Annotated in this window: 14 protein-coding genes; 1 reads left to right on the plus strand and 13 read right to left on the minus strand. The window is 43.1% G+C overall.

All coding sequences use genetic code 11. From position 1 onward, the window contains the following. Positions 1–8: 8 nt before the first annotated feature. From GGD38_RS09060 to GGD38_RS09115, 12 genes are all read right to left on the minus strand, one after another. Complete coding sequence (locus GGD38_RS09060) at positions 9–1,562, minus strand: fasciclin domain-containing protein (protein WP_375298322.1); 1,554 nt, start codon at positions 1,560–1,562, stop codon at positions 9–11. Positions 1,563–1,587: 25 nt separating this feature from the next. Beyond that, the gene (locus GGD38_RS09065) at positions 1,588–3,297 is read right to left on the minus strand and encodes a fasciclin domain-containing protein (protein WP_375298321.1); all 1,710 of its coding nucleotides are present in this window, start codon (positions 3,295–3,297) and stop codon (positions 1,588–1,590) included. Between the two features lie 14 nt (positions 3,298–3,311). Further along, the gene (locus GGD38_RS09070) at positions 3,312–4,817 is read right to left on the minus strand and encodes a RagB/SusD family nutrient uptake outer membrane protein (protein WP_375298320.1); all 1,506 of its coding nucleotides are present in this window, start codon (positions 4,815–4,817) and stop codon (positions 3,312–3,314) included. A gap of 6 nt (positions 4,818–4,823) precedes the next feature. Continuing rightward, the gene (locus GGD38_RS09075) at positions 4,824–8,117 is read right to left on the minus strand and encodes a SusC/RagA family TonB-linked outer membrane protein (RefSeq protein WP_375298319.1); all 3,294 of its coding nucleotides are present in this window, start codon (positions 8,115–8,117) and stop codon (positions 4,824–4,826) included. Between the two features lie 18 nt (positions 8,118–8,135). Beyond that, positions 8,136–10,406: a fasciclin domain-containing protein gene (locus GGD38_RS09080; RefSeq protein WP_375298318.1), complete on the minus strand. Its 2,271-nt coding sequence runs from the start codon at positions 10,404–10,406 to the stop codon at positions 8,136–8,138. 545 nt (positions 10,407–10,951) lie between these two features. After that, positions 10,952–12,448 carry a RagB/SusD family nutrient uptake outer membrane protein gene (locus GGD38_RS09085; RefSeq protein WP_375298317.1) on the minus strand — a complete coding sequence of 499 codons (1,497 nt, stop codon included), beginning with the start codon at positions 12,446–12,448 and terminating at the stop codon, positions 10,952–10,954. Between the two features lie 4 nt (positions 12,449–12,452). Beyond that, a complete protein-coding gene (locus GGD38_RS09090; RefSeq protein ID WP_375298316.1) occupies positions 12,453–15,743 on the minus strand; it encodes a TonB-dependent receptor in 3,291 nt (1,096 codons plus the stop codon). A 113-nt stretch (positions 15,744–15,856) separates the two neighbouring features. Then, positions 15,857–17,032, minus strand: coding sequence for a FecR domain-containing protein (locus GGD38_RS09095; RefSeq protein ID WP_375298315.1), 1,176 nt, complete (start codon positions 17,030–17,032; stop codon positions 15,857–15,859). 75 nt (positions 17,033–17,107) lie between these two features. Next, a complete protein-coding gene (locus tag GGD38_RS09100; protein ID WP_375298314.1) occupies positions 17,108–17,668 on the minus strand; it encodes an RNA polymerase sigma factor in 561 nt (186 codons plus the stop codon). 210 nt (positions 17,669–17,878) lie between these two features. Then, positions 17,879–18,658, minus strand: a complete 780-nt coding sequence (locus GGD38_RS09105; protein ID WP_375298313.1) for an MBL fold metallo-hydrolase — start codon at positions 18,656–18,658, stop codon at positions 17,879–17,881. A 51-nt stretch (positions 18,659–18,709) separates the two neighbouring features. Further along, positions 18,710–19,357, minus strand: coding sequence for an NAD(P)-dependent oxidoreductase (locus GGD38_RS09110; RefSeq protein WP_375298312.1), 648 nt, complete (start codon positions 19,355–19,357; stop codon positions 18,710–18,712). A gap of 66 nt (positions 19,358–19,423) precedes the next feature. After that, entirely contained in the window at positions 19,424–19,831 is a 408-nt protein-coding gene (locus GGD38_RS09115) for an Rrf2 family transcriptional regulator (protein ID WP_375298311.1), read from the minus strand. A gap of 158 nt (positions 19,832–19,989) precedes the next feature. Here GGD38_RS09115 and GGD38_RS09120 point away from each other — a divergent pair, with 158 nt between their 5' ends. Continuing rightward, positions 19,990–21,123, plus strand: a complete 1,134-nt coding sequence (locus tag GGD38_RS09120) for an amidohydrolase family protein (protein ID WP_375298310.1) — start codon at positions 19,990–19,992, stop codon at positions 21,121–21,123. Positions 21,124–21,181: 58 nt separating this feature from the next. Here GGD38_RS09120 and GGD38_RS09125 read toward each other — a convergent pair whose 3' ends face one another. Further along, positions 21,182–22,120 carry a glycosyltransferase family 2 protein gene (locus GGD38_RS09125; protein ID WP_375298309.1) on the minus strand — a complete coding sequence of 313 codons (939 nt, stop codon included), beginning with the start codon at positions 22,118–22,120 and terminating at the stop codon, positions 21,182–21,184. Between the last annotated feature and the right edge of the window lie 28 nt (positions 22,121–22,148).

A 22,148-nucleotide genomic window follows, 5' to 3' on the forward strand; every position in this document is an offset into this window, starting at 1 on the left:
TAACATAATTAGAACACCGGAACGAATTTTAAATAATCCAGTGTGAGGTTATAGGGAATGCCCGTAGCAAGCGTAGCAGGCGTTTGTAGCCGAAGACGGCGAGTAGCCGTGTTACGTTTATAACTATAACCGGCGGGGGTAGATTCAGGATATGATAATTTCCAATTATAGCTATCATTAATATACTCACCCACCAGCACTTCTGTATAATCGTATGGCTTTACTTCTGCCGGCAAGCTCAAAGGCGAATAATTCCTTGCACTATCCTCGCTGATCTGCAAGATCTGCTTCAAGGTGGAATCGGTTCCATACGGACCATCGTCCTGGCCCGAGATGCTTTTATCGTTCAATGCCACCCAGTATACTTTATATTTTGTTGTATACAGGCCGTTGGTTATATAATCCAGGAAAAAATTGGCGCCCGATGCATTAGTGCCGAGGTTCAAATAAATATCATTGAACGACTGTCCCGTAAGTGGGTTTTTGCGCTGCCTGTAAAAAAGCTTTGATATATATTTATCTTCATTCGACTTAATTGCAACCGCATCCTCGCCCTGCACAATTACCACAGGTATTTTTTCTTCTATGGGCGCCGCAGCCGCCTTTACTACATATATTATCCCGTTACTTGCTTTACGCGTTTCTACAATATCTGCTTTATTAACAGAAATGTGAACATCGAACTTCGACAACAATGTCGATGGCAATTGTTCGGGAGAATAGCGTCCTTTTATTACCAGATCTTTCGCCACATTCCAGTAAGCATTGCCGATGGTAAAACCTGCATCGGGGCTTTTGAAAAACACTTTTTGCTTATCTGCTTCAGCGAGATATGCAGCATTGGCCAACTCTATATAAGTATACAGGCTATCTTCATTTCCTATATCATACACTTTAGTGCGGAAGGTATTTATATTTACAATGCCCGTACCGGGTTTATAAACAGGTTCGCCGGTAACAGGATTAATACTGTCAAGTTCTGCCTTGGAAGGATCCTGCATCTGATAATTCAACGAGGCTATATACGAATTTTGTGCGATGGTTGTCTTAGTGCTTTGAATATATTCCCATATACTTGGCAACGGTTCTATAACCTTGTCTATTATATGCAGTGCACCATTCTTTACATAGATATCGGCCTGTTGTATACTGGCATCATCGAACTTCTTATTAAAGAAATTAATTCGCTTGCCGTTCAGCATTGGTATTCTTAATGAGTCGGTGGCCATTCTTGTAAAATAAAGCTGTCCGGCAATATGGTTCAGCAGCCAGGGTTTCAGTTTTGCCGTGTCGTTCACCACATCTTGTGGCAGGCTGTTCAATGCCTCATTGGTTGGCGCCCATACCGTATAATTTTTAGATGAGCCGATCACTTTATCGAGCGCCGTTTTCACCAGGTATTCGCTAAACTTACTAAGGCTGGGCTGGGTATTTATATATTCCTGCAGGGTTTGGTTAAGTGGCTGTTCGTTTACCGCCACATGATCGTCCCATTTCTTGCAACAAAGACCGGTAACTGCAATGCAAGCAGCAAACAACAGGTATTTTTTCCTTAAGCGCATGCTTCAAAAAATTGTTTCGTGATTATTAATGCGGCGTTACTTCTATACTTCCGTCGGGGTTAAATCTCCTGCCCGTTTGGTTTTCATCTACCGGAATAAAATGGATCATATCGAAATTGCAGTCTGAATTGGTTCCCGAGATCAGATTAAAACGAATTTTATGCCTGCCGGTGGCTTTTACATCTATTATGCCTAACATGCGGCTTGCAGTAGTACCGGCTCTCTTACTTGCGCCAGCCCACCATTTCCAGCCCAATGCTTCCATCCCCGCAGTATCAGTAACGGAAGCTATTTTCTGATGAAACTGTATCAGCGCACTGGTAAGCGGTATTGAATCAAATGATCCCTGCACATTGATGACTTTATCACCATTTTGTTGAAAATAACAAAACCATACTTTGTATTTTCCTTTTACCAGCATTGGCGTGGTAAACTCGATCCAGCTGTTTCCTGCGCACTGCCCAAGGCCATCTGTATTGCTGCTGCTTGTTCCCATACCTACTTGCCAATAATCGCCCAGGTAGCCGGTTACACCATTTCTGTATTTAAGACAACTTTTTTCCCATTTAATATCCTTTAAGGTGGCACCATCACCATAGTCGAACAAATAAGTTTTTTTGCGGTATATGCTACTCAACCTGGTAAGCTCAGACACGGTAGAACACAAGTCCCAGTATACAGGAAAAGGCTTCCTCACTTTTATGGCCAAATGCGACAGTGCCCTATGCACCACACCGTTTGTAGCAGATACATCACTGTTGGCCTGGTCAAGCTCAGCCCCTATCTCATGCACCGGCCCGGTTAGCGTAGTATACTCATCATCATTAATAAGCACTTTCTTACCGTCTATCAGTTTATCAGTGATCACCTCCAGCGGCACCTTTGTTTCGTGCGAGGAAGCCATTACTATATCGGCGAGGTATTTTACATCGGGAAGTATATGGTAGGCCACATACAAATGCAGACTGTCGGCAGGATTTTTAGGGTCGCCTGTATTGCAATATTTCTTTTTCAACGCTGCATAGCTTGCAAATCCGGCATCACTTAATGCCTGATCTGTTTCTGCTAATAATGTAAACCACCTTTGCGTACCATCGGTATTTTTGACGCTGTTCAATGAATCATAATAGCCTGTTTCTTTCAGTGCCTCTGTGAAAACGGAATACGCTGAGCTTTGCTCAACCAGCTTTGCTACCGTATACACAGAAGGCGTAAGCACGTTGTCAATTACATGCACAATTCCATTACCGGTTAAAACGTTTGGCTGGGCCACATTGGCCTGCCGGTTAATACGGTACGAAGAAACACCGCCCTCATTGACCACCCCTGTTATTAAAAACTGCCCCAGCATGGTTACCGACGGAAGTTTACCATCGGTAAATTCACTGGTTTGCACTACATCCTCAAGCAAATGAAATTGAATTATTGCTTTAAGGTCTGAATCCTTTAGCTGGTCAATGGAGGCTACATTCAATTTCTTCAGATAAATGATTATTGCCTCATCAGTAGGGGCAAACAAAGTATAAGTGCCGTAAGTATTCATGGCCGAGCTATACCCGGTCTTTTCAATAACGGCCAACAGTTTTGTAAACCGCTGCAGGGAGTCTTTCTGAAGATAGTCAAGTATGTTGGGGTCTTGCGTGGTGGTTTCACGCAAGTCTGTTTTTTTACAGTTGCCAAACAAGGCAGCAACTGCTATAAAAACAACCAGGGGGATGTATATGTATTTCTTCATGATCACCCAATTAATTATTTATAAAACGGGTTTTGTACAAGTTGTTTGTTTGTCTGCAGCTCATACTCAAATATGGGAAAGTAATGGCTGTTATGATCTTTCATTTTTGTTTGCGTGGCACGTATGGTGTTAGCAGGTACGGTACCGGTCACCATATCGAGCAAAAAATCGATCTGCGCATAATTATTCCGTTTCACATACCGTAGCACATCGTACCAACGCTTGCCCTCAAACATAAACTCCCGGGCTCTTTCTTCCAGTATAAAGCGTGATACTTCTGTTACATTGGCCGGGTCGGGATGGGTGTTTGAACCCTCCAAAGCATCTGCCCTTTTGCGGATCACATTTACAATATCAAGCGCCTCCTGCCCCCTGCTTAACTGGGCCAGGGCCTCGGCTTTCATTAATAATACATCTGCATACCGGTATACAAACCAGTGAGTATATGAATCGCTTTGCGCTATAAGGTCCTGGCTGTTTTTACCCACATATTTCCAGATCAAACCGTCGGTGGCCCTTACGGAGGCCCCGTCGGAACGTATATCTTTAAGTCCATTCACCTCATCGGTAGTATATACCATATCCATTACCCGGTTGGCGGCAACGAACTGTTTGGACGATAATGCAAACATGCCATAGAATGTATTCAACTTTTGCGCATCAAACTGTAATTCAAAAATGCCTTCGTTTGAATTGCCCGTACGATACAGGGTATTAAACCATGCGCTGCTTGAACCAATGAGGCCAAAACGTTTTGAATTGATGACCTTATCGCAGGCGGCAATGGCTTCTGCATATTTTTCCATCCATAAATACACATCTGCCAATATGGTATTAACAGTAAAGCGGGTAATACGTCCTTTATCAGATGCAACGTTTCCATAGGTTAGCGGTGCGTTGGGCTCAGCGGAATTCAGATCTGCAATAACCTGGTTAAGCACTTCCTGCCGGGAGCTTTTTGCAATGTCTGTTATGTCTGCATCGCTTGATGTAGCCGATAGTTTTAAAGGCACATCGCCAAAACTTCTTGCAAGGTAAAAATAGAGTAATGCCCTTATCGTTTTCGCCTCTGCTACATAAGCATTCAACGCTTCCTGCGTAAAGGTTTTGTCGTTCGTTAGTACCCCAGGAGCAAAATCAATGACGGTATTGCAATAATTAATGGTACGGTATACCGGCCGCCAGTTTATAATGGGATTGGACGATGTAGTATTTACGTTCATGATCTCATACTGTGAAGCAGTTGTGCCCAGCGAAGGCGCCAGCATATCTGCCCGCAGTTCTCCCCATAAAAAAAGCAACTCCGGTAAAGCAGCAGTGCTATTGGTTGGGTCGCCAAGCAATGAACCGTAGCAACCGATCACTGCGGCCCTTACCTGCTCTTTGGTTTTCCAGTAATCTTCACGAATGATGCCATCAGAAGGCTTCTGATCGAGTCGCTTTGTACACGACACAAGCAACATCAATGAAAAAAAACTTATTGTATGTAATAATCTATAGCGCATTTTCATCTTTATCATACTTTATTAAAAAGAAGCCGTTAAACCTAAAGTGATCATTTTCACTGGTGGTGTCATGGAATTATCCGCTGCCACCCTAAAAGGATCACTACCTCTTACGCTTACTTCGGGATCCTGCCCTATGTAGTTAGTGAATGTTAACATATTTTCAGCTGTAACATATGCACTGAGGTTTTTTATCTTCATTCTGTCGGTAAGCCCTTTGGTAAAAGTATATCGCAGTGTCACTGTTCTGAAACGCAGAAAAGAACCATCTTCTACATATCGCGATGAGCCCAGCCAGTTATACCCTGCTTCATACAATGCCCTTGGCATATCGGTTACATCGCCACTTCTACGCCAGCGTCTTAATACGGCCGTGCTTTGGTTATCGTACTTATACATATTGGTGGTGTTCATTTCAGTTCCATTGATGATCTCATAATCATAACGGAAGTTGAAAAAGGTAGAAAACCGCCATACCCTGTTATAAGTTACATTGAAGCCAAAGCCACCGGTAAACTTCGGATTACTGTTGCCCAGATAAACAATATCACGGTAATCGATAGTGCCATCATGGTTTATATCATCATACTTTGCATCGCCCGGCTGAAATACATAATCCACTGCCGGATAGTTAAACCGCATATATACCTCTTCTCCGTTCGGGCGCACCGTTGGTTTGCCATTTGCATCGCGTGCGCGGGTTTCCTCCAGGTCTTTATATACGCCGAGGTACCTGAACCCATAAAATGAACCGAATGGGTTATCTACCTGCATATATGTTTTGTATTGGCCGTTCTGGGTGATGTTTCCTTTTTCAACGGGATAGAACTCTGAAATTTCACGGATGATATTCTCATTGCGGGCTATATTAAAGTTGAAATCAACCATCCACATTTTTGTTTTTACCGGTGTGGTGTTCAGGTTTATTTCCCATCCCTGGTTATCCATGGTACCCACGTTCATATCCACATTATTATAACCATTTACTGAAGCGATCTGCAGGTCATAAAAGAAAAGGTCTTTGGTCCTGTTCTTATACACTTCTACATCGAGGTTAAACCTGTTCTTAAACATTACCAGGTTCAAACCTGCATTCTGCCCAATCACGGTTTCCCATTTCAATTTATTCAAACCCATATTGGCTGAGTATACACCCGCTTCGCCGAGGTAGTTCCAGTTGAGATTGTCGTAGGTGTTGTAAAACATATAATCGCTTTTTGGCGCGTTACCGCTGCGACCGTAGCTGGCACGAAGGCTCAGGTCATCTATCGACCTGCTGAATTTGAGATTGTTCATGAACTTCTCGCCCGAAATTCTCCAGCGTGCAGACAGAGAGGGGAACAAGCCATACCGCTGGTTAGAAGAAAGCCGCGAGGTTGCATCACCTCTTAATGCGGCATTGATCATATAGCGATCATCGAACCCATACTGACCATTGATCAAAGCGCTCATTGTGCTGGTTTGACCGCCATTTGCAGTTAAACCGGAATTGATACCATTTACCCTTGAAGGCACCGAGGGATCTTGCAGATCTGAGGAAGGCGTATTAGTTGTTCTTGCCTGGTAAGCAACGCCTTTACGATCGTAGGTCATCACGTTAAATAGCCCGGTGAACGTATGTTTGCTGTTTTCTATTCGCGGGTTATAAATAAGTGAGGTTTTGGTTTGTACATTAAACCCATCGTTATCGCCGTCGTAGGCCACGTTTACAGTACTTGCCGTCCATGGGTTTCCTGTAGCTATCTGGGGCAGGAAACTTTTACTTTTTAAACTGTTGATGTCGAATTGAACATCTACCATCGCTGTAAGCACCTGCGGCTTGATGGTATACTGGATATTAAATTTTGGTATAACCCTGTCTGTTATTACTTTATTGGTAGCAGTATTTGCCATGGCTACTGGGTTTACCGTTCCCTGAATTTCATTTTTACTGTTGACGCCCAGGAACTGGCCCTGAATATTGGAAAATGGTGAGAAATAGTTGCCGGTATTATTACCATATTCGTCAAATTCGTAAATACTCATATTCGGCATTTTGCGATATGCGATATTGCGGAGATTGTCACCAAAGTTCTTGCTGTTATCAGTATAGGAATAAGAAAGGTCTGTTCTGATGCTGATCCTTTCCGATACTATATAATCAAGATTAATGCGGGTGCTTATGCGGCGAAGGTCGGTACCAATTGTAATACCTTTTTGATCGAGGTAACCAAGCGATGCATAGTATCTTGCCTTTGAGCCGCCACCGGTCATTGAGATGTTATGGTCGTGTGTAAAGCCATTGCGCGTAATAGCATCTACCCAGTTGGTATTTTGACCATAATTGTAATAATAATACGGGTTGTTGGGGTCCGACTTGAATTCATTTACGGTTTGCAGGTTGAGCGGTATCCCATTCCTGTTCATATATGCTTCGGGAATAAGATCAGAATACTTAGGCCCATCAAGCATGGGAATAGGCTTTGCTTTTAACGAAGCTGTTCCTTTAAATGTATATGTCAATGCAGGTTTTCCTCTTGCTCCCCTTTTTGTATTAATAACAATAACACCATTGGCCGCACGCGAACCCCATAAAGCGGTAGCTGCTGCATCTTTTAAAATAGTGATGTCTTTTATATCTGAAGGAGCGATATTCAGCAATGACGCATATCCCTGGTCGTCGGCAGTACCAAAATTAAAATCAGTGGGTACCTGCGTTTCATAGGGCATACCGTCTACTACTATCAGTGGGTCGTTAGATGAATTGATAGAAGAAGTACCGCGGATACGTATTTGCATACCGGCACCGGGGTCGCCTGAATTGGCAGCAATGTCTACTCCTGCCATACGGCCCTGCAGGGCCTGATCGATAGAGGTAGCCTGCATTTCTTCCATTTCTTTTGCACTGATCTTTGAATAGGCCAATGTGGAGTTTCGTTCGGCTACCGGCAGCATGCCATTATCTGTTTTCCGCTGCGCTACCACAATTACTTCATCAATATCTTTTGCAGCCTGTTCCAGGGTTATATTAAACAGCCGGCGCGAGTTCACAGCCAGTTCTTCCTGGCTTTTATAACCGATCAAAGAAAATGATACCCGGTGGCGCGAATCGGTTATACGCAGTGCAAAATTTCCATTTACATCGGTAGCTACACCCTTTATGATACGTTTATCTGCATCTATTTCCGTTACAGATACACCTGTAAGGGGATGGCTTTTCTTGTCGATCACCTTACCGGTTATTACCACGGCGGTTTGTGCCTGCGCTGCCATTGCAAGCGCAGAAAAGATAGCCGCTTGGCAAAGTTGTATTATAAGGCGGGTCAAAATCCTCATAGCAAGAAGTTATAATAATCAGTTATATTTTAAATAGTCGTTCAGCAAATGGATCACACACCTGTTAGACAAATTATTACTCTGGGCCATTATCAGTTCGGAAGGTTTGGGTATACTTTGATTATCCCTTATAATCATAGCGCCCTTACTGTTGGTGATGTTGATCTTTATGCTATTACCTACCGAATCTTTAAGGTAAGTGTCGAACCTGCCTGAAAGATTTCCATCGGGCACTACTGTATGGCCGTAAAGAATATGGTATTGCAAAAATTTGCGCACCAGCTCCCTTCCTGTGTCATTTGTAGGATTAAAAGTGGGCACTTTATTGGGCGCAGTGCCTGTACCAGGCAACACACCATCATTCACAGCCTGTAATATGGCTGCGTTGTTTGGCACAAATACGGTGTTGAAACCCGTGAGCCCATTAATATCAGTAGTGGCAGCGTTGTACATAGCTACAGAATTACTGAGGTACTGCCAGAAATAATTAAACTCAGAGGTAGTAGCAGTACCAAGATTTTTTACGTGTGTGCCCACCGGCTTTTCAGAATAGGTAAGCAAATCGTTAATAAAATATACTTTACCGTTGCTGGCTGTTTTTACACTGTCTACAACTGCCGTTTTACCTGCATCCAGGAGGCCGCCCGTCAATATGGTATTGTTATTGAATTTTATAAAATCGCCTTCTGTACCTGAAGCACCTGACTTTACGATATCTGCCCCTGAAAGGTCCTGTACATCTGATTTGTATGGTTCAAAAAACACACAGGTATTTGCAATACGTGTAAGCTTATCTTTTACGCCATTTGTTGAAGCACTGCCGCCGGCAGGCGTATACTCGTACTGGTCTTTTGATACATTGTAGCTATAACCTGCAGCAGCAAAGGCCTTATCGGGGATAAGAAAAATATTCACCGGCACACTCGAATTTGCTATCAGCAGTTTCAGTCCGCTTAAATTCAGCAATCTGGTCATCATGGAATATCCGGGGTTGAGATATGCCTTGCTATATACGGTGCTGAACACATCGGCTTCTTCTACTTTAGTAGTACCATATACAATACCGTTGCTTAATATTTTTCTATCAAATACATCGGTGTTAGGATTGAAGCGGGCTGGCTCAGCAAACTTATTACGGGTTACTGCAAACTTGGAAGGCCATACCGCCGTAGCAAACATGTGTGCATTCAGGAAATCGGCAATAATATCCATAGGCATTTGATCAAGCGAAGGATAATACTCACAAAGCACATTCTTTACGTAATTATCAACCGCGGTATTATTGGGAATAAACATGGTCCAGCAGTCTTTCTGGCCGTCATTATCCTCCGCTTTTAAAAAGTTTTCGTTGTTGGGCGAAAACGAAAGCAATGGAGAATAGGCTTTTACAAAAACGGAATCATTTTTACCCGTCAATACCTGGTACCTGTGCGAAGCATCGGAATTATAAATAAACTGAACCGTATTATTAACATACATCCTGTTGAGCAGGGCCCTGAAACTGCTGTATTCAGGTTTTGTACGAATATATTCATCAATGCTCTGCAATGGGTTGATCACCCTGTCTATTTCGTGTATTACACCATTTTCTGCGGGAATGTCTTTTGTGACCACTTTGGCTTCAGCCACGTTAAAACCTGTGTAGGTAGAAGAAGGATAGAAATAATTATAATCACTGGCAGAAAGACCTGCCGATTGGAAGTAATCATCGGTGAAATAAGTGATATACTTATTATTATCATCGCCGGTAATATAATTGCCGGTAAGCGATCCTGTTATATTATTGCGATTGGCAGCAATGGCAGTTATTGGTTTATTGTTGAGGCCGGTATCCTTATAAAAACCGGTATAATAGGCCGTAGTGCGTCTGAAAGCAACAGAGGGTGTCCAGCCCTGATTGTTGGCGGTTGCCTGGTAATCATCGAGCCTGTCTTTTTCAAAGCTGTTATATACCAGGAAGTATTGTACCATAGCGCGTGCGGTAGCGGAATCTATGGCGTTTACGTCTGCAATACCTTTGTCTTTAAAGTATTTATCGAACGCTTCATCGTTGGGCGCAAACATGGTCCAGTAACCGCCACCGGCAACCAGTACCTGTTTGTAACCACCCTTATCAATAAGGGCCAGCAGGTTTTTAAAGTTTCCTTTACCAGCTAACTGTTTGTATATCGGGTCGGCCAGTGTATTGGGCCGGTCGTAAAATTCATCCCAGGCCTTTTTGCGGCAGCTGGCAAAGAGCAGCAGGATACAAAAAGCCAATAGCTTAGGTATTATAACCTTATTATTCATACGTAAAAAGGGTTAATATCAAGTAGTTCCCAAGGGTAGTTGGGATATATAAGAATAGCCGGGGCAACCAGCCGGAGACCAGTACGTTAATCTTTTAAGACACTAAAATTATTCTGGTAAGTGAATACTGTAATATGTAGTATTGGTATATAACAGCAATGGGGAAAGTCAGTTTGGCTATACATGGCAATCGTTTTAGTTTAGGACTTGCGTGGCAACAGGCGGTAAAATAGATAGTACTGTAGTCTCAACTGTCCTGAGGTGTCCTGAACAAATTCACTTTTTTATGCAATCGTTCCCGTTAATGGATACACTAGATAAGTATACAATTAGGAGTATACGTAAGCGCAGAGGTATGACCGTTCTTTTAAAAAGACGAAGGAAGCGGCAGGCAGGGATGCGTTTTTGTGCAGGCGGAAGCAATTATTCATCCATGAAACGGGCATTAGCTGTCACAAACAAAAAAGGTTTGTAGAAACAAACCTTTTTATCTGCTGCTATATAAACTCATTAAAGTCTTTTATGCTTTTATTTATGCATCCCTGTTATTTATTTACAGGAACAGGGGCCCAATAATAACTATGGTTAGCATCGCTGGGTTGATTGATCAACGAAACTTCCGCAGCATTACGGCCCGCATTCGCTTTTTGTACAGTTTCGGTCCTTACCAGGTCGAACCACCTGATACCAACTTCTGCTGCAAACTCCCATCCTCTTTCCGCTACAACTGAATCTCTGAAAGCTGTTTGTGATAACCCGGTTTGCAAAGCCGTTAAACCGGCTCTTTGCCTAACCTGATTAATGGCATCATACGCACTGGCATCAACACCCGAAGACATGGCTTTCGCTTCCGCATAGGTCAACAACACTTCCGGATAACGAATGATAAAGGTGGTGGCGCTGCCCCACCAGTCGTTGGCTTTATGTGTTTTCCAATCGTAGCTTTCATCGTCGCGGTATTTGAGAAAAAAAGGATGTTTCACCAAAGTATTCTGCCAGGTAACTACATTATTGGGGTCATTCTTTACATAATACGCTTCCTGGTAAGTAGCGGCTTTTCTGGGACCGGCGGGAAATTTGTTATAGAATTCAATTTCTCCATAGCCATCTTCCCAACCACCTTCTTCATAATCGGGTGAGAAGGGATTCGGCCCACACATGTTCCCATTTTCCCAACTCCAGGCCGGAATATCATTATCAAAATAACAGGCAAACACCGCTTCTTTATTGTACTTGTTCTTTATTTTCCAGATATCGGCGAAATCCGTCAGCAGATCATAACCCCAGGTGGCTTTTCCATCTATCACTTCTTTTGCTTTGGCAGCGGCCAGGGCGTATTTATCAGTCTGTTTCAGCGGGTACCCGGCCATAGTGAGATACACATTGGCCAACAACGCCTTTGCCGAGCCTTTGGTAGCCAGGATATCGGTGCCGCTCTGTCTCGATTTCCCGCTCCAATGATCGGGCAGCATGGTCTCTGCCTTCTGCAGATCGGCCACTATCAAATTATAGATCTCCTGTACTGTTGCATTGGGCCGGTCGGCCTGCACCACTGCTTCCGTTGGCATGGGTACGTTGCCCCAGCTCCTTGTTAAATAGAAGTAACTGATAGCCCGCATAAAATAAGCATATCCGGCAGCGTTATTACGCTGTTCGTCTGTTGCAGTTGTTGCCTTCGTATAGTTCTGAAGCAGGGAATTAGCCGATTTAATGGTGGCATAAAAATAATTCCACCAGGCGGTCATTCTCCCGTTTGACGCATTGGCGTTAAAACAATCAAAGTCTGAAAACTCTATTTTATTGCCATTTCTTTTTGACGTGATGTCATCAGCGGCGTAATACACGCCTACTATCGTGTTAAAAGCGCCATTGAGTTGCAGGGCCAATGCGGCCTCGGCCATTTCAAGGTCTTCACCGGTCTTATAAAAACTTACAGGTGTAATGCTTCCCTGGGGATTTTCATCGAGAAAACTTTTTTTACAGGCAATTGTGAGCAGTACAAGCGCCAGCAAGCCGATATGATATATATTGAATCTCTTCATAGTTTTAAAATTTTACCTGTAAACCAACAGTAATTGTTTTGGGAGAAGGATAAGCGCCAAGGTCGATACCGGCATCGGTATCACTGTTTGACATAGTAGAAGTAGCTTCGGGATCAAAGCCTTTGTATTTGGTGATCGTAGCCAGGTTTTGTGCGCTTATAAAGATCTTTGCAGTCGCCAGCTTCAGCCATTTCTGGTTGAGCTCATACGAAAGGCTCACATTCTTCAACCGCACATAACTACCATTCTGCAGGAATTGGCTGCTCTCTACCCAGCTTTTATTTTTGCTTCCGGGGTTTGCAAAGGTAGAACCTGTGTTGGATGGCGTCCAGTAATTAGCTGCATCTGCCAGGGTAATGAATTTAACATCACTGGTAGGCACAGCAGTAGCAGCATAGGTAGCATTGAAGATCTTATTCCCATGTGATCCCTGGATAAAAACGTTCAACTCGAAGTTTTTATACGCCACAGAGTTATTAAAGCCCCATTGCATTTTTGGCGTTGCTGATCCCGAGATCACCCTGTCTTCAAATCCGATAGAATTGTTTCCGTTCACATCCCTGTACATAGCGTCACCGGCTTTATAATTCCCTTTATCAACCTGGTAAACGCCTTCCCAGGGAATGAGATAAAATGAACCCAGCGGCTGTCCTGGCTTTACTACCTGTATACTGTTGGTAATAAGTCCGCCACCTATAACCGCCCGCTCAAGCATGGAATCTGCGCCAAGGCTTATCACTTTATTCTGGTTGAAGGAAGCGTTAAAGGATGCGTTCCAGGTAAAGTCGCCACTTTTATAAGGCGTTCCGTCGATCACTATTTCCCAACCTTTATTATTTACCTTTCCAATATTTTTCAGGAATGTGCCGCCGCCGTCGTAATTATTGATGCGGGTGTTAAGCAACAGGTCGCTGGTGTTTTTATTATAATAGTCCACACTTATATTCAGCCTGTTCCCCAATACACTTGCATCGAGCCCAACATTTGTTTGCTTCGATGTTTCCCATTTTACATCAGGATTGGCGGGGTTGCCCAACGTGTAACCCGGGGATGCAGTTGTGGTTCCATAAGAATAAAGGATAGAATTCAGCAAGCCCAGTGTACTGTAGGGGTCCACAGCCTGGTTACCGGTAACACCCCAGCCGGCCCTTAATTTAAGATTGGAAAAAATGCCGAGATCATCGATGAATTTCTCGTTAGATAATTTCCAGCCCAAACTAAAGGAGGGAAAATTACTCCACTTGTTACTTCCCTGGAATTTAGAAGAGCCATCCCTTCTTACGGTTGCCGTCAACAGGTATTTGTCATTAAAGCTATACGCCACACGGCCCATGTACGACAAAAGCGACCAGTTACTGTAGCCCGATGAAATGCCCTGCGAAGCATTTAACCCCAGGTTGTAATATCCATTCGATAAGGAAGCCAGGCCCGAACCGGATGCAGTGAAGGTATAGTACTTATTGGAGGTAGCTTCCATTAAAGCAGTAGCAGTGATGTTGTGTTTGCCGAAATCTTTATGAAATGTAAGTACGTTGCTGTTTTGATAGGTATATTTTTCAACAGAGGTTTGTTGCGATCCATGATTACCCGGGCTTATCCAGTCATTATTCAGCGTAGCATTTTTCGCCAATTGCATATCGAGGCCGGCATTCACCGTCAACGTGAGCCAGTCGGTGAAGGAATATTTCAATTTACCGTTAAAGATGCCCACATTCGAAAAATTGTCATAAACGCGCTCTTTTATCACCATATAGGGGTTGCCCCATATAGGCGAAATGCCGAAGCGTTTATACTGGCCAGTTGCATCGTACACCGGTTCTGTGGGCGCCCAGGTAAGCGCCGAGGTAACCGGGTTGCCTTTAGAGCCGACATCATTGTTATTATGCGAATTAATGCGGCCTGCATAGACGTTTATGCCAAAGTTCAGCCGCTTGCTCAATTTCAGGTCTATGTTCGAACGTAAGCCAAATTTTTTCTGGCCGCTGTTTATCAATAAACCTTCCTGGTTTACATAGAAACCCGATACATAATACTTTGCATTCTCGGTTCCACCCGATGCAGACAACTGATGGCTTTGCGTAAGCGAGTTATCGAAGATCATACTTTGCCAATCGGTCGTTTGCCCGGCAAAAGATTGCGGATCGGGAAATACGCTGGCCCCGGCCGTTAAATTGGCAATGTTAGCATAGGTTACGGCATCCATGAGCTTGTATTTTTTCATTGGCCGGTTAAAGCTGGCAAAACCATTGTACTCGATCTTTGGCTTACCGCTTTTACCGCTTTTGGTGGTAATGATAATTACGCCATTAGCGCCTCTTGATCCGTATACTGCAGTAGCAGAAGCATCTTTGAGCACTTCCATTGATTCAATATCGTTTACATTGATATCGCCCAGCCCGTTGCTGCTGAGGGCAATACCATCAACAACATACAAGGGATCGTTGCTGGCGTTCACGGAGTTAGCGCCGCGAATGCGAATTTTAACGCCCCCGCCCGGCGCTCCCGAATTATTGGTAACCGCTACGCCTGCTACCCTGCCCTGCAAGGCAGATGAAGCATTCACTACAGGTTGGTCTTTATAGGCTTTGGCAGAAAGGGTAGCTACAGAACCGGTAAGATCTGTGCGCCGTTGGGTGCCATATCCCACTACCACCAATTGTTCTTCAACAACAGCTATGGCAAGAGTAATACTGATAACTTCTGTGGCAGATGAGACCTTAACCTGTTGTGCAGTATAACCAATGGATGAGAACTCGAGCACATCGCCTGGTTCGGCATCGATGGTAAATTCACCACTTTCATTGCTGGCCACATTTATACCCCGCGCTTTATTAGAAACGGTTACAGCGGCCAGGGGCTCGCCTTTTTCGTTTTTGATGGTACCTTTTATTTTAATAAGGGCTGGAGGCGGCGGCGCGTTGTCAACTTCCGGCACTTTTTCCTTTATTACAATGGTTCCGTTCAGCCACACCCATGTAAATGGCTGGTTGGCAAAACACAATTTCAGCACGTCCTTCACCTCCATGTTCTTTACATTGAGGTCGACTTTGGCGCCTTGAATAACCTTCATGTCATAGACAAAATCGAGGCCCGTTTGCCGGTTGATCTGTTTGAACACCTCCTGCAAAGGGATGTCCTTTTTGGAGATGGAGACTGTTTGGGCATCAGTGCCCACAGCATACACCTGCACAGTTGTTACGAATAGAAAGGCAATCGTTAGTTTCATGCTCATAAGCTTTTGGCTATGGCTATTAGCCCGCCGCCAGCGGGCATAGCCATACAGTAAAACTTTCATACTTTTGATTCGTTTTTGGTTTGTTAATATTGGTTGCGGAATCGACTGATAAACGACCAAAGCTTTTGCCGGGCCCCGCTCCAACGGGATCCGGTTTTTTTGGCCTTTACTTTTTATCTGGAAACGATAATTTTTCTTCCTTCTACGGTAAAATGCACTTTACCTGCTATTTCAAAATAATCGAGCAGTTGCCTGAGGTTTTCCTTCCTTGATACAATGCCACCCAACTGGGTTTGTGCTGAAATATTCTGATATTCCACTTCCACATCATACCACCGGGCTATCTGGCGCATGATGACTTTTATATCTGCATTATTAAAATGAAATTTTCCGTTCTTCCAGGATACTACTTCTTCTGTCTGAACGAGGATAGGTTGGGATAATTTGGATGATTGGGATACTGAAACCTGCTCGCCGGGTTTTAACATTGCAGATCCTTCTTTACCCGGTTGTTGAGTGCTGACCTTGACCGAGCCCTCCAGCAACGTGGTTTTGATCGCATCTTCCTCGCTATAAGCCATTACATTGAAGTGCGTGCCCAGCACTTTTACTTCTACTTCTTTTACTTTAACAATAAATGGCCGGGCCGGGTTTTTCGCTACCTCAAAATAAGCTTCACCGGTGAGCTCAACAGTGCGGTTGTTGCCGGTAAATGCTACAGGGAATTTTAAGGCCGAAGTAGCATTCAACCATACTTTGGTATCATCTGGCAAAACCAATTGATATTGACCGCCCCTGGGCGTACTGATGGTATTATATATGGTTTCAGGGCTACCCTTTTTATTTGGGCCGTAAATTATTTTTCCATCCTTATTAATAATGCTTGTATTTCCCTCCTGCGCCAACAGGCCGGCGCCTGAGTTGTCGAGATCAATGACCCTGCCATCGGCCAATGTTAAGGTTGCCCTGTCTTTACCGGGTAGAATCGGAGATTGATTTGCAGGAACAGTTTCTTTTGAGGTGAGTTCTTTCTTTGAAGTGGCGGATTGATTATAATAAAAGATAAGAACGCCTGCGACAATAATAATGGACGCGGCCGCTATCATTCGCCATGACTTCCTTTTATAAAAAGGGACAATCCTGCTTTGACCATTGATGCGGTCTTTGAGAGCCTGCAAGATTTCTATACGCAGCACTTCAGACTGTTCCGTTTCAGAAACAATTGTTTCTTCATCGTCTTTCCATTGGTCGTACAGTTGGTGTAACTGTTCCTGCTCAGAAGCAGTAGCTGTGCCGGACAGGTATTTTTCAGCCAATGCGGCTAGAAGTTGTTCCTCGGGAACACTCATATGGCAAGTTTTATACCCTTAAGAGTGTTGAACAGATAATTACCCCTTAGTTGTTTTTAATTTTTTTTTTAAATCTTACAGCATCAGGAAAATGGCTGCATCACCCAATTTATCTCTCATGATCTTCAATGCTTTGGTAAGGTGAGCTTCGGCGGTCTTTGGGGAAATGTCGAGATCTGCTGCTACCTGCGTGAGCGATTGATCGAGTAATTTATTTTTAATAAAGACCAGGCGGCATTTTTCAGGCAATACGGAGGAGAGTGCGGAAATTTTTTCCAACAACCATTTATTTTCCAGGAGCTCGGCAAGTGCTACCGAAAGGGTTCGCTTACTTATTGCTTCTTCGCTTATTTCTTCAGCATGCTTTTTCTTGCGGGCCAGGCTTACATAAACTGCATACCGGGCCATCGCAGCTACATAGGCAGAAAAACATTCGATAACCAACGATCTTCTTTTTGCCCATATGGTAAAGAATACTTCCTGTACGATCTCCCTTGCCTCGGGGTCCGACTTAAGATGCTTGTGTGCAACAAAATAGAGCCTTTGCCAATACCGGTTGTATAGTTCGGTATAAGCCAGCTCATTATCCTGTTTTACCAGAGCAAATAAATTGTTATCGTCAACAGTGTTGTACAAGACAGGCAAAAGTTAGTTGTAATTTATAGGCTATGCAGTTGAATCTATGTCCTATGCTAAGTTGCTAAAAAAAATCATATTCTGCTAAAATATATTAAAATAAGATTAAATAGCGGCCCCGTCCGTCAATCACTGCCGATTAATAAGAAGCCATCTTTACGCTGGTAAAGATGGCTTCTTATAACCCTTATTATGAAAATGCTGGTTTAGTTAAATTTCAATGACAGCCGGCGTGCCTGGCTGCAACCACAACAATTTTTCTTTAATATCTGAATGGGTAACCTGTTCGTGCAGATATTCAGGTTTTTCGTTAAAATGCTTCCAACCTTCGAAGTGTGTGGGAATAAATTTATTCACGTTCATGAGCCGGGCTGTTTGAATAGCCATTTCGGTTGTAAAAGTCAGGGGCATATAGTTGATGTCCGGAAAACCAGCTTTACCCACATGCAGCACTGCAGTGTGCACTTTAAATCGTTTTGCGATCTCTTCAATACCATCAAAATATACGGTGTCTCCTGATACATAGAGTGCGCCTTGTTGCCCCTCCCACTCGATCATAAAGCCAATAACATGTCCTGATATTTTTGTCTGCTCCTGTGTAGGCGCATGCTGACAAGGTGTGGCGGTGATCCTGAGGCCGGGTACTTTAGCGGTTGCAATGGAAATACTTTCCCATTCGTTGAGCCCTGTTACGTTGTTCTGCGCAAGCCGCTCCACGGCTCCCGGGGTAGAGATTACCTGTTTTACTGTTTTGATGAATTCACGACCGGCATTATCAAGATTGTCTTTATGCTGGTCGTGACTGAGAAGCACCAGGTCTACCGGACCAATATCTTTGGGTTGCAGCCGGGGCGAGCCAGTTTTATACAAGGTGCGTGGGCCTTCGTATACAGTGCCTTCTGTATCGAAAGCAGGATCGGTTACGATAACAAATCCGTTTATGTCTATAACCATGCAGGCGGTATCGACCTGTGTGAAGGAGACTTTCATATAACTGAATTTATTTAAAAGCTAAATATATAGAAATCAAGTTTCCTGAATTTAATAGGCTACTGTAAACCTTTGACGAATATACTTCGGATCTTCTATCTCATCTACAATGGCAACTGCCACATCTTCAACAGAAATAACGCTTCTTCCTGCATCGTTATAAACCGGTGTATCTAACCCGGTACGATATTGCCCTTTTCTTACACCAGACGTTCCCGGGTGCATTTCAATTGCGGGACTTAAAAATGACCAATCCAGCTCCTGTTCTTTCTTTAGAATATTCAGATAGTCCCTTGCGGCTAATGCCCCGGCTTTCCATTCTGCGGGAAACTCTGGTGTATCCACCTTTTGCACACCCTCAGCGATATACAAACTACCTGCACCACCAACAACGAATAATCTTTTAACACCCGCTTTCTTTACGCCTTCCTGAATAGCGGCGGATCCCTGCAAAAATTCATTGTACAGATCAGGATTACTCCACCCGGCATTGTACGCGCTGATCACAACATCATGTCCTTTGACAATGTCAGCTACTTCATCTGCAACTAAGACATTTACTTTTTTGGTAATCACATTGGGATTTTTAACTGCTTCTATATTTCGGGCAACAGCTGTAACCTGATGACCTCTTTGGTTCAATTCATTTAAAATAGCTGAACCAACAAAGCCTGTGGCTCCAATTAATAATACTTTCACTTGTTTTATTTTTTAAGATTTATAATCAATCTGTAACCACACATGTTACAGTTATGTTTAAAAAAATCAGAAGAACTTTTTACTGAAATCTGCCACCGTAGTTTTTCCCAATTGTTTTAAAAAAGCCTCATCTGCCGTAACAAACAGTTCTTTCAGGTGCACGTTTATCTGCCGGCCAACCATGCAATCGGGATTTGGGTCATTAGATCTTCCCAGGATCGGTGAATCGTTCACCGATCTATACACATCGGATAAGCGAATTTGCGAAGCAGGTTTCCCCAATGAGTAACCTCCGCCTTTTCCTTCCTTGCTTTCAATAAACCCATGCGCCCGAAGGTTGCTGATCTCTTTACGAACTATTACAGGATTGACATTGATACTACCGGCGATATATTCAGACGACAGTAATTCGTCCTTTTTTAACTGAAGTAGCGTCAATATATGTAAAGCGGTGGCAAACCGTCCATTATTCATACTGTAACATTTATTATTACAGTACAAAGATAGCGCTATCTTTTAAATAATAAAATTTATTACCTTTTGTGGCCGATGAGGAAGACTGCTTTAACAGTTTTTTTGCACTCAATGAATTTATTGTACTTATCTTATACTTTTAATTTTATTGAGCAAAAATGAATACCAAGTTAACCTTACCGCTTAAGCGCATAAAAACCTTTTTCATCTTCGTTACAGCACTTTATGCCGGACTTTTTTTAAACAAGGCGCATGGCCAAACGAAAACTTCAATGGGTTTTGAAGAATACGATCCTGTTTCCACTCTTGTGGTGCCCAATCATATTGTAACCCGGGCTCGTTTCCCGTTCATTGATATTCATAACCATCAGCCTACGATGGAACGAATGGACCTTGCTGTTTTGCTTAAACAAATGGACAGTTTGAATATGGTGGTGATGGTTAACTTAACGGGTAAAGGAGGCACTGCCTTAAAGCAAATGATGGAAAACATTAACCGCAGCAATAAGAAAAGGTTTGTTGTTTTCACGAACATAAATTTTAACGGGGTGGGAGATGCTGGCTGGATCAAAAAAACACTGGCGCAGCTTGAACAGGATGTAGCCAATGGCGCCAAAGGGTTAAAGATCTTTAAAGAGCTCGGCATGTTTTATAAGGATATTGATGGCAAACGCATTCCAGTGAACGATCCTCGCCTCGACCCTGTTTGGGATAAATGCGGTGAACTGGGCATACCTGTGCTGATCCATTCTGCTGCTCCAAAATCTTTTTGGGAGCCTGCGAATGAAAAAAATGAACGATGGCTCGAAATGACAACACAGAAAGGAAGAATGTATACAAATGATAATCCCGCGCCCTGGCAAACTATCATTGACGAACAGCATCAGATGTTCAAAAAACATCCGAAAACAACTTTTATTAATGCCCACTTTGGATGGTATGCCAATGATTTAAACAGATTGTCGGCATTGCTCGATGAAATACCCAATATGTATATTGAATTTGGCGCGGTGATAGCAGAATTAGGAAGACAGCCCCGAATGGCCCGGCAGTTTTTTGAAAAATACCAGGACAGGATCCTGTTTGGCAAAGACTCATGGGTGCCTAATGAATATGTAACCTATTTCCGCGTACTTGAAACCGATGATGAATACTTTCCTTATCACAAAAAATATCATGCATTCTGGAGCATGTATGGAATGAACCTGCCCGATTCGATTTTAAAAAAGATCTATTACAAAAACGCGCTAAAGCTTATACCTTCTATTGATAGAACAATGTTCCCGGAATAGTAATTCAGTAAACAAAAGTGAATTATCATTATTTACCTTTAAAAACCAGACTGTTCCTTTATTTTATTGCCAGGGCAAGCCTGGTTTTGCAATACAAAACGGCAAAAAAGAAAACATTACAATAAACTTTGAATTTTTGTAAAAGCGATTTCCTGCAGCGACTCCTCATGTATTTTCTAAAAAAACAAAGGGCCCTTTTAACTTCCTTATCCTTGATCAAGTTGATCGCCAAAGTATAGTTCACCCTTGTTTCACAATTGCAGAATGATTCTTTGTACCGGTCGCCATAGTGCTGACCCATCAGTTTATATATTTGCAAATGAATTCGCCATTGAGCCTGATAGTCCTGGGCAGTCCAGAAACCATGCGGATGCTTGCGATAGACCGACCACAGTTCGTTAAAATAGTATCCAGGACCATTTGACAAGAGCATAAGAAATATAGGCCGGTCGGGACAATGTAATTTATTAAACCATTTTTGCGGAAAGCTTGTAAGGGCACTACGTCGGAATACAAGGGATGAGGTGGGTATATGCACATCGCAAACCACATCGTTGAATGTAACGATCTTTTTATGATCAGCACCGCAGCAGGTTCTCTTATCCCAGCCACCCTTCGTTTTCAGTATTTTTGCATCGTGAAAGGAAAGGGTGAATTCCGGGTGTGCCGTTAAAAAGTCAACCTGCGCCTGTAGCTTCCGATTGCTCACCCAATAGTCATCACCATCCATTAATGCAATAAATTCACCCCTGCAATGATTTATAGTATTACTATAATTTTCCATTATTCCCAGGTTACGCTCATTACATAACACTCTTATCTTTCCCGGATATCTATTTTGATAATCAAGAGCTATTGCTCTGGTCGAATCTTTGGAACAATCTTCCCCGATTACGATCTCATACTCAAAATCCGTTTCCTGCAATAAAGCACTTTCAATGGCATTGGCAATGAACTCTTCAAGATTATATGCAAAAATGCAAACGCTCAATTTCATATAATAGTAATTAAAAAAGTCTGTGGAA

The sequence above is a fragment of the Niastella sp. OAS944 genome (assembly GCA_024809215.1).
Lineage (GTDB): Bacteria > Bacteroidota > Bacteroidia > Chitinophagales > Chitinophagaceae > Niastella.

What these genes read in the sequence shown, in the direction of transcription:
- GGD38_RS09060 (WP_375298322.1), bottom strand. Translation starts at nt 1,562, where the DNA reads ATGCGCTTAAGGAAAAAATACCTGTTGTTTGCTGCTTGCATTGCAGTT.
- GGD38_RS09065 (WP_375298321.1), bottom strand. Translation starts at nt 3,297, where the DNA reads ATGAAGAAATACATATACATCCCCCTGGTTGTTTTTATAGCAGTTGCT.
- GGD38_RS09070 (WP_375298320.1), bottom strand. Translation starts at nt 4,817, where the DNA reads ATGATAAAGATGAAAATGCGCTATAGATTATTACATACAATAAGTTTT.
- GGD38_RS09075 (WP_375298319.1), bottom strand. Translation starts at nt 8,117, where the DNA reads ATGAGGATTTTGACCCGCCTTATAATACAACTTTGCCAAGCGGCTATC.
- GGD38_RS09080 (WP_375298318.1), bottom strand. Translation starts at nt 10,406, where the DNA reads ATGAATAATAAGGTTATAATACCTAAGCTATTGGCTTTTTGTATCCTG.
- GGD38_RS09085 (WP_375298317.1), bottom strand. Translation starts at nt 12,448, where the DNA reads ATGAAGAGATTCAATATATATCATATCGGCTTGCTGGCGCTTGTACTG.
- GGD38_RS09090 (WP_375298316.1), bottom strand. Translation starts at nt 15,743, where the DNA reads ATGAAAGTTTTACTGTATGGCTATGCCCGCTGGCGGCGGGCTAATAGC.
- GGD38_RS09095 (WP_375298315.1), bottom strand. Translation starts at nt 17,032, where the DNA reads ATGAGTGTTCCCGAGGAACAACTTCTAGCCGCATTGGCTGAAAAATAC.
- GGD38_RS09105 (WP_375298313.1), bottom strand. Translation starts at nt 18,658, where the DNA reads ATGAAAGTCTCCTTCACACAGGTCGATACCGCCTGCATGGTTATAGAC.
- GGD38_RS09115 (WP_375298311.1), bottom strand. Translation starts at nt 19,831, where the DNA reads ATGAATAATGGACGGTTTGCCACCGCTTTACATATATTGACGCTACTT.
- GGD38_RS09120 (WP_375298310.1), top strand. Translation starts at nt 19,990, where the DNA reads ATGAATACCAAGTTAACCTTACCGCTTAAGCGCATAAAAACCTTTTTC.
- GGD38_RS09125 (WP_375298309.1), bottom strand. Translation starts at nt 22,120, where the DNA reads ATGAAATTGAGCGTTTGCATTTTTGCATATAATCTTGAAGAGTTCATT.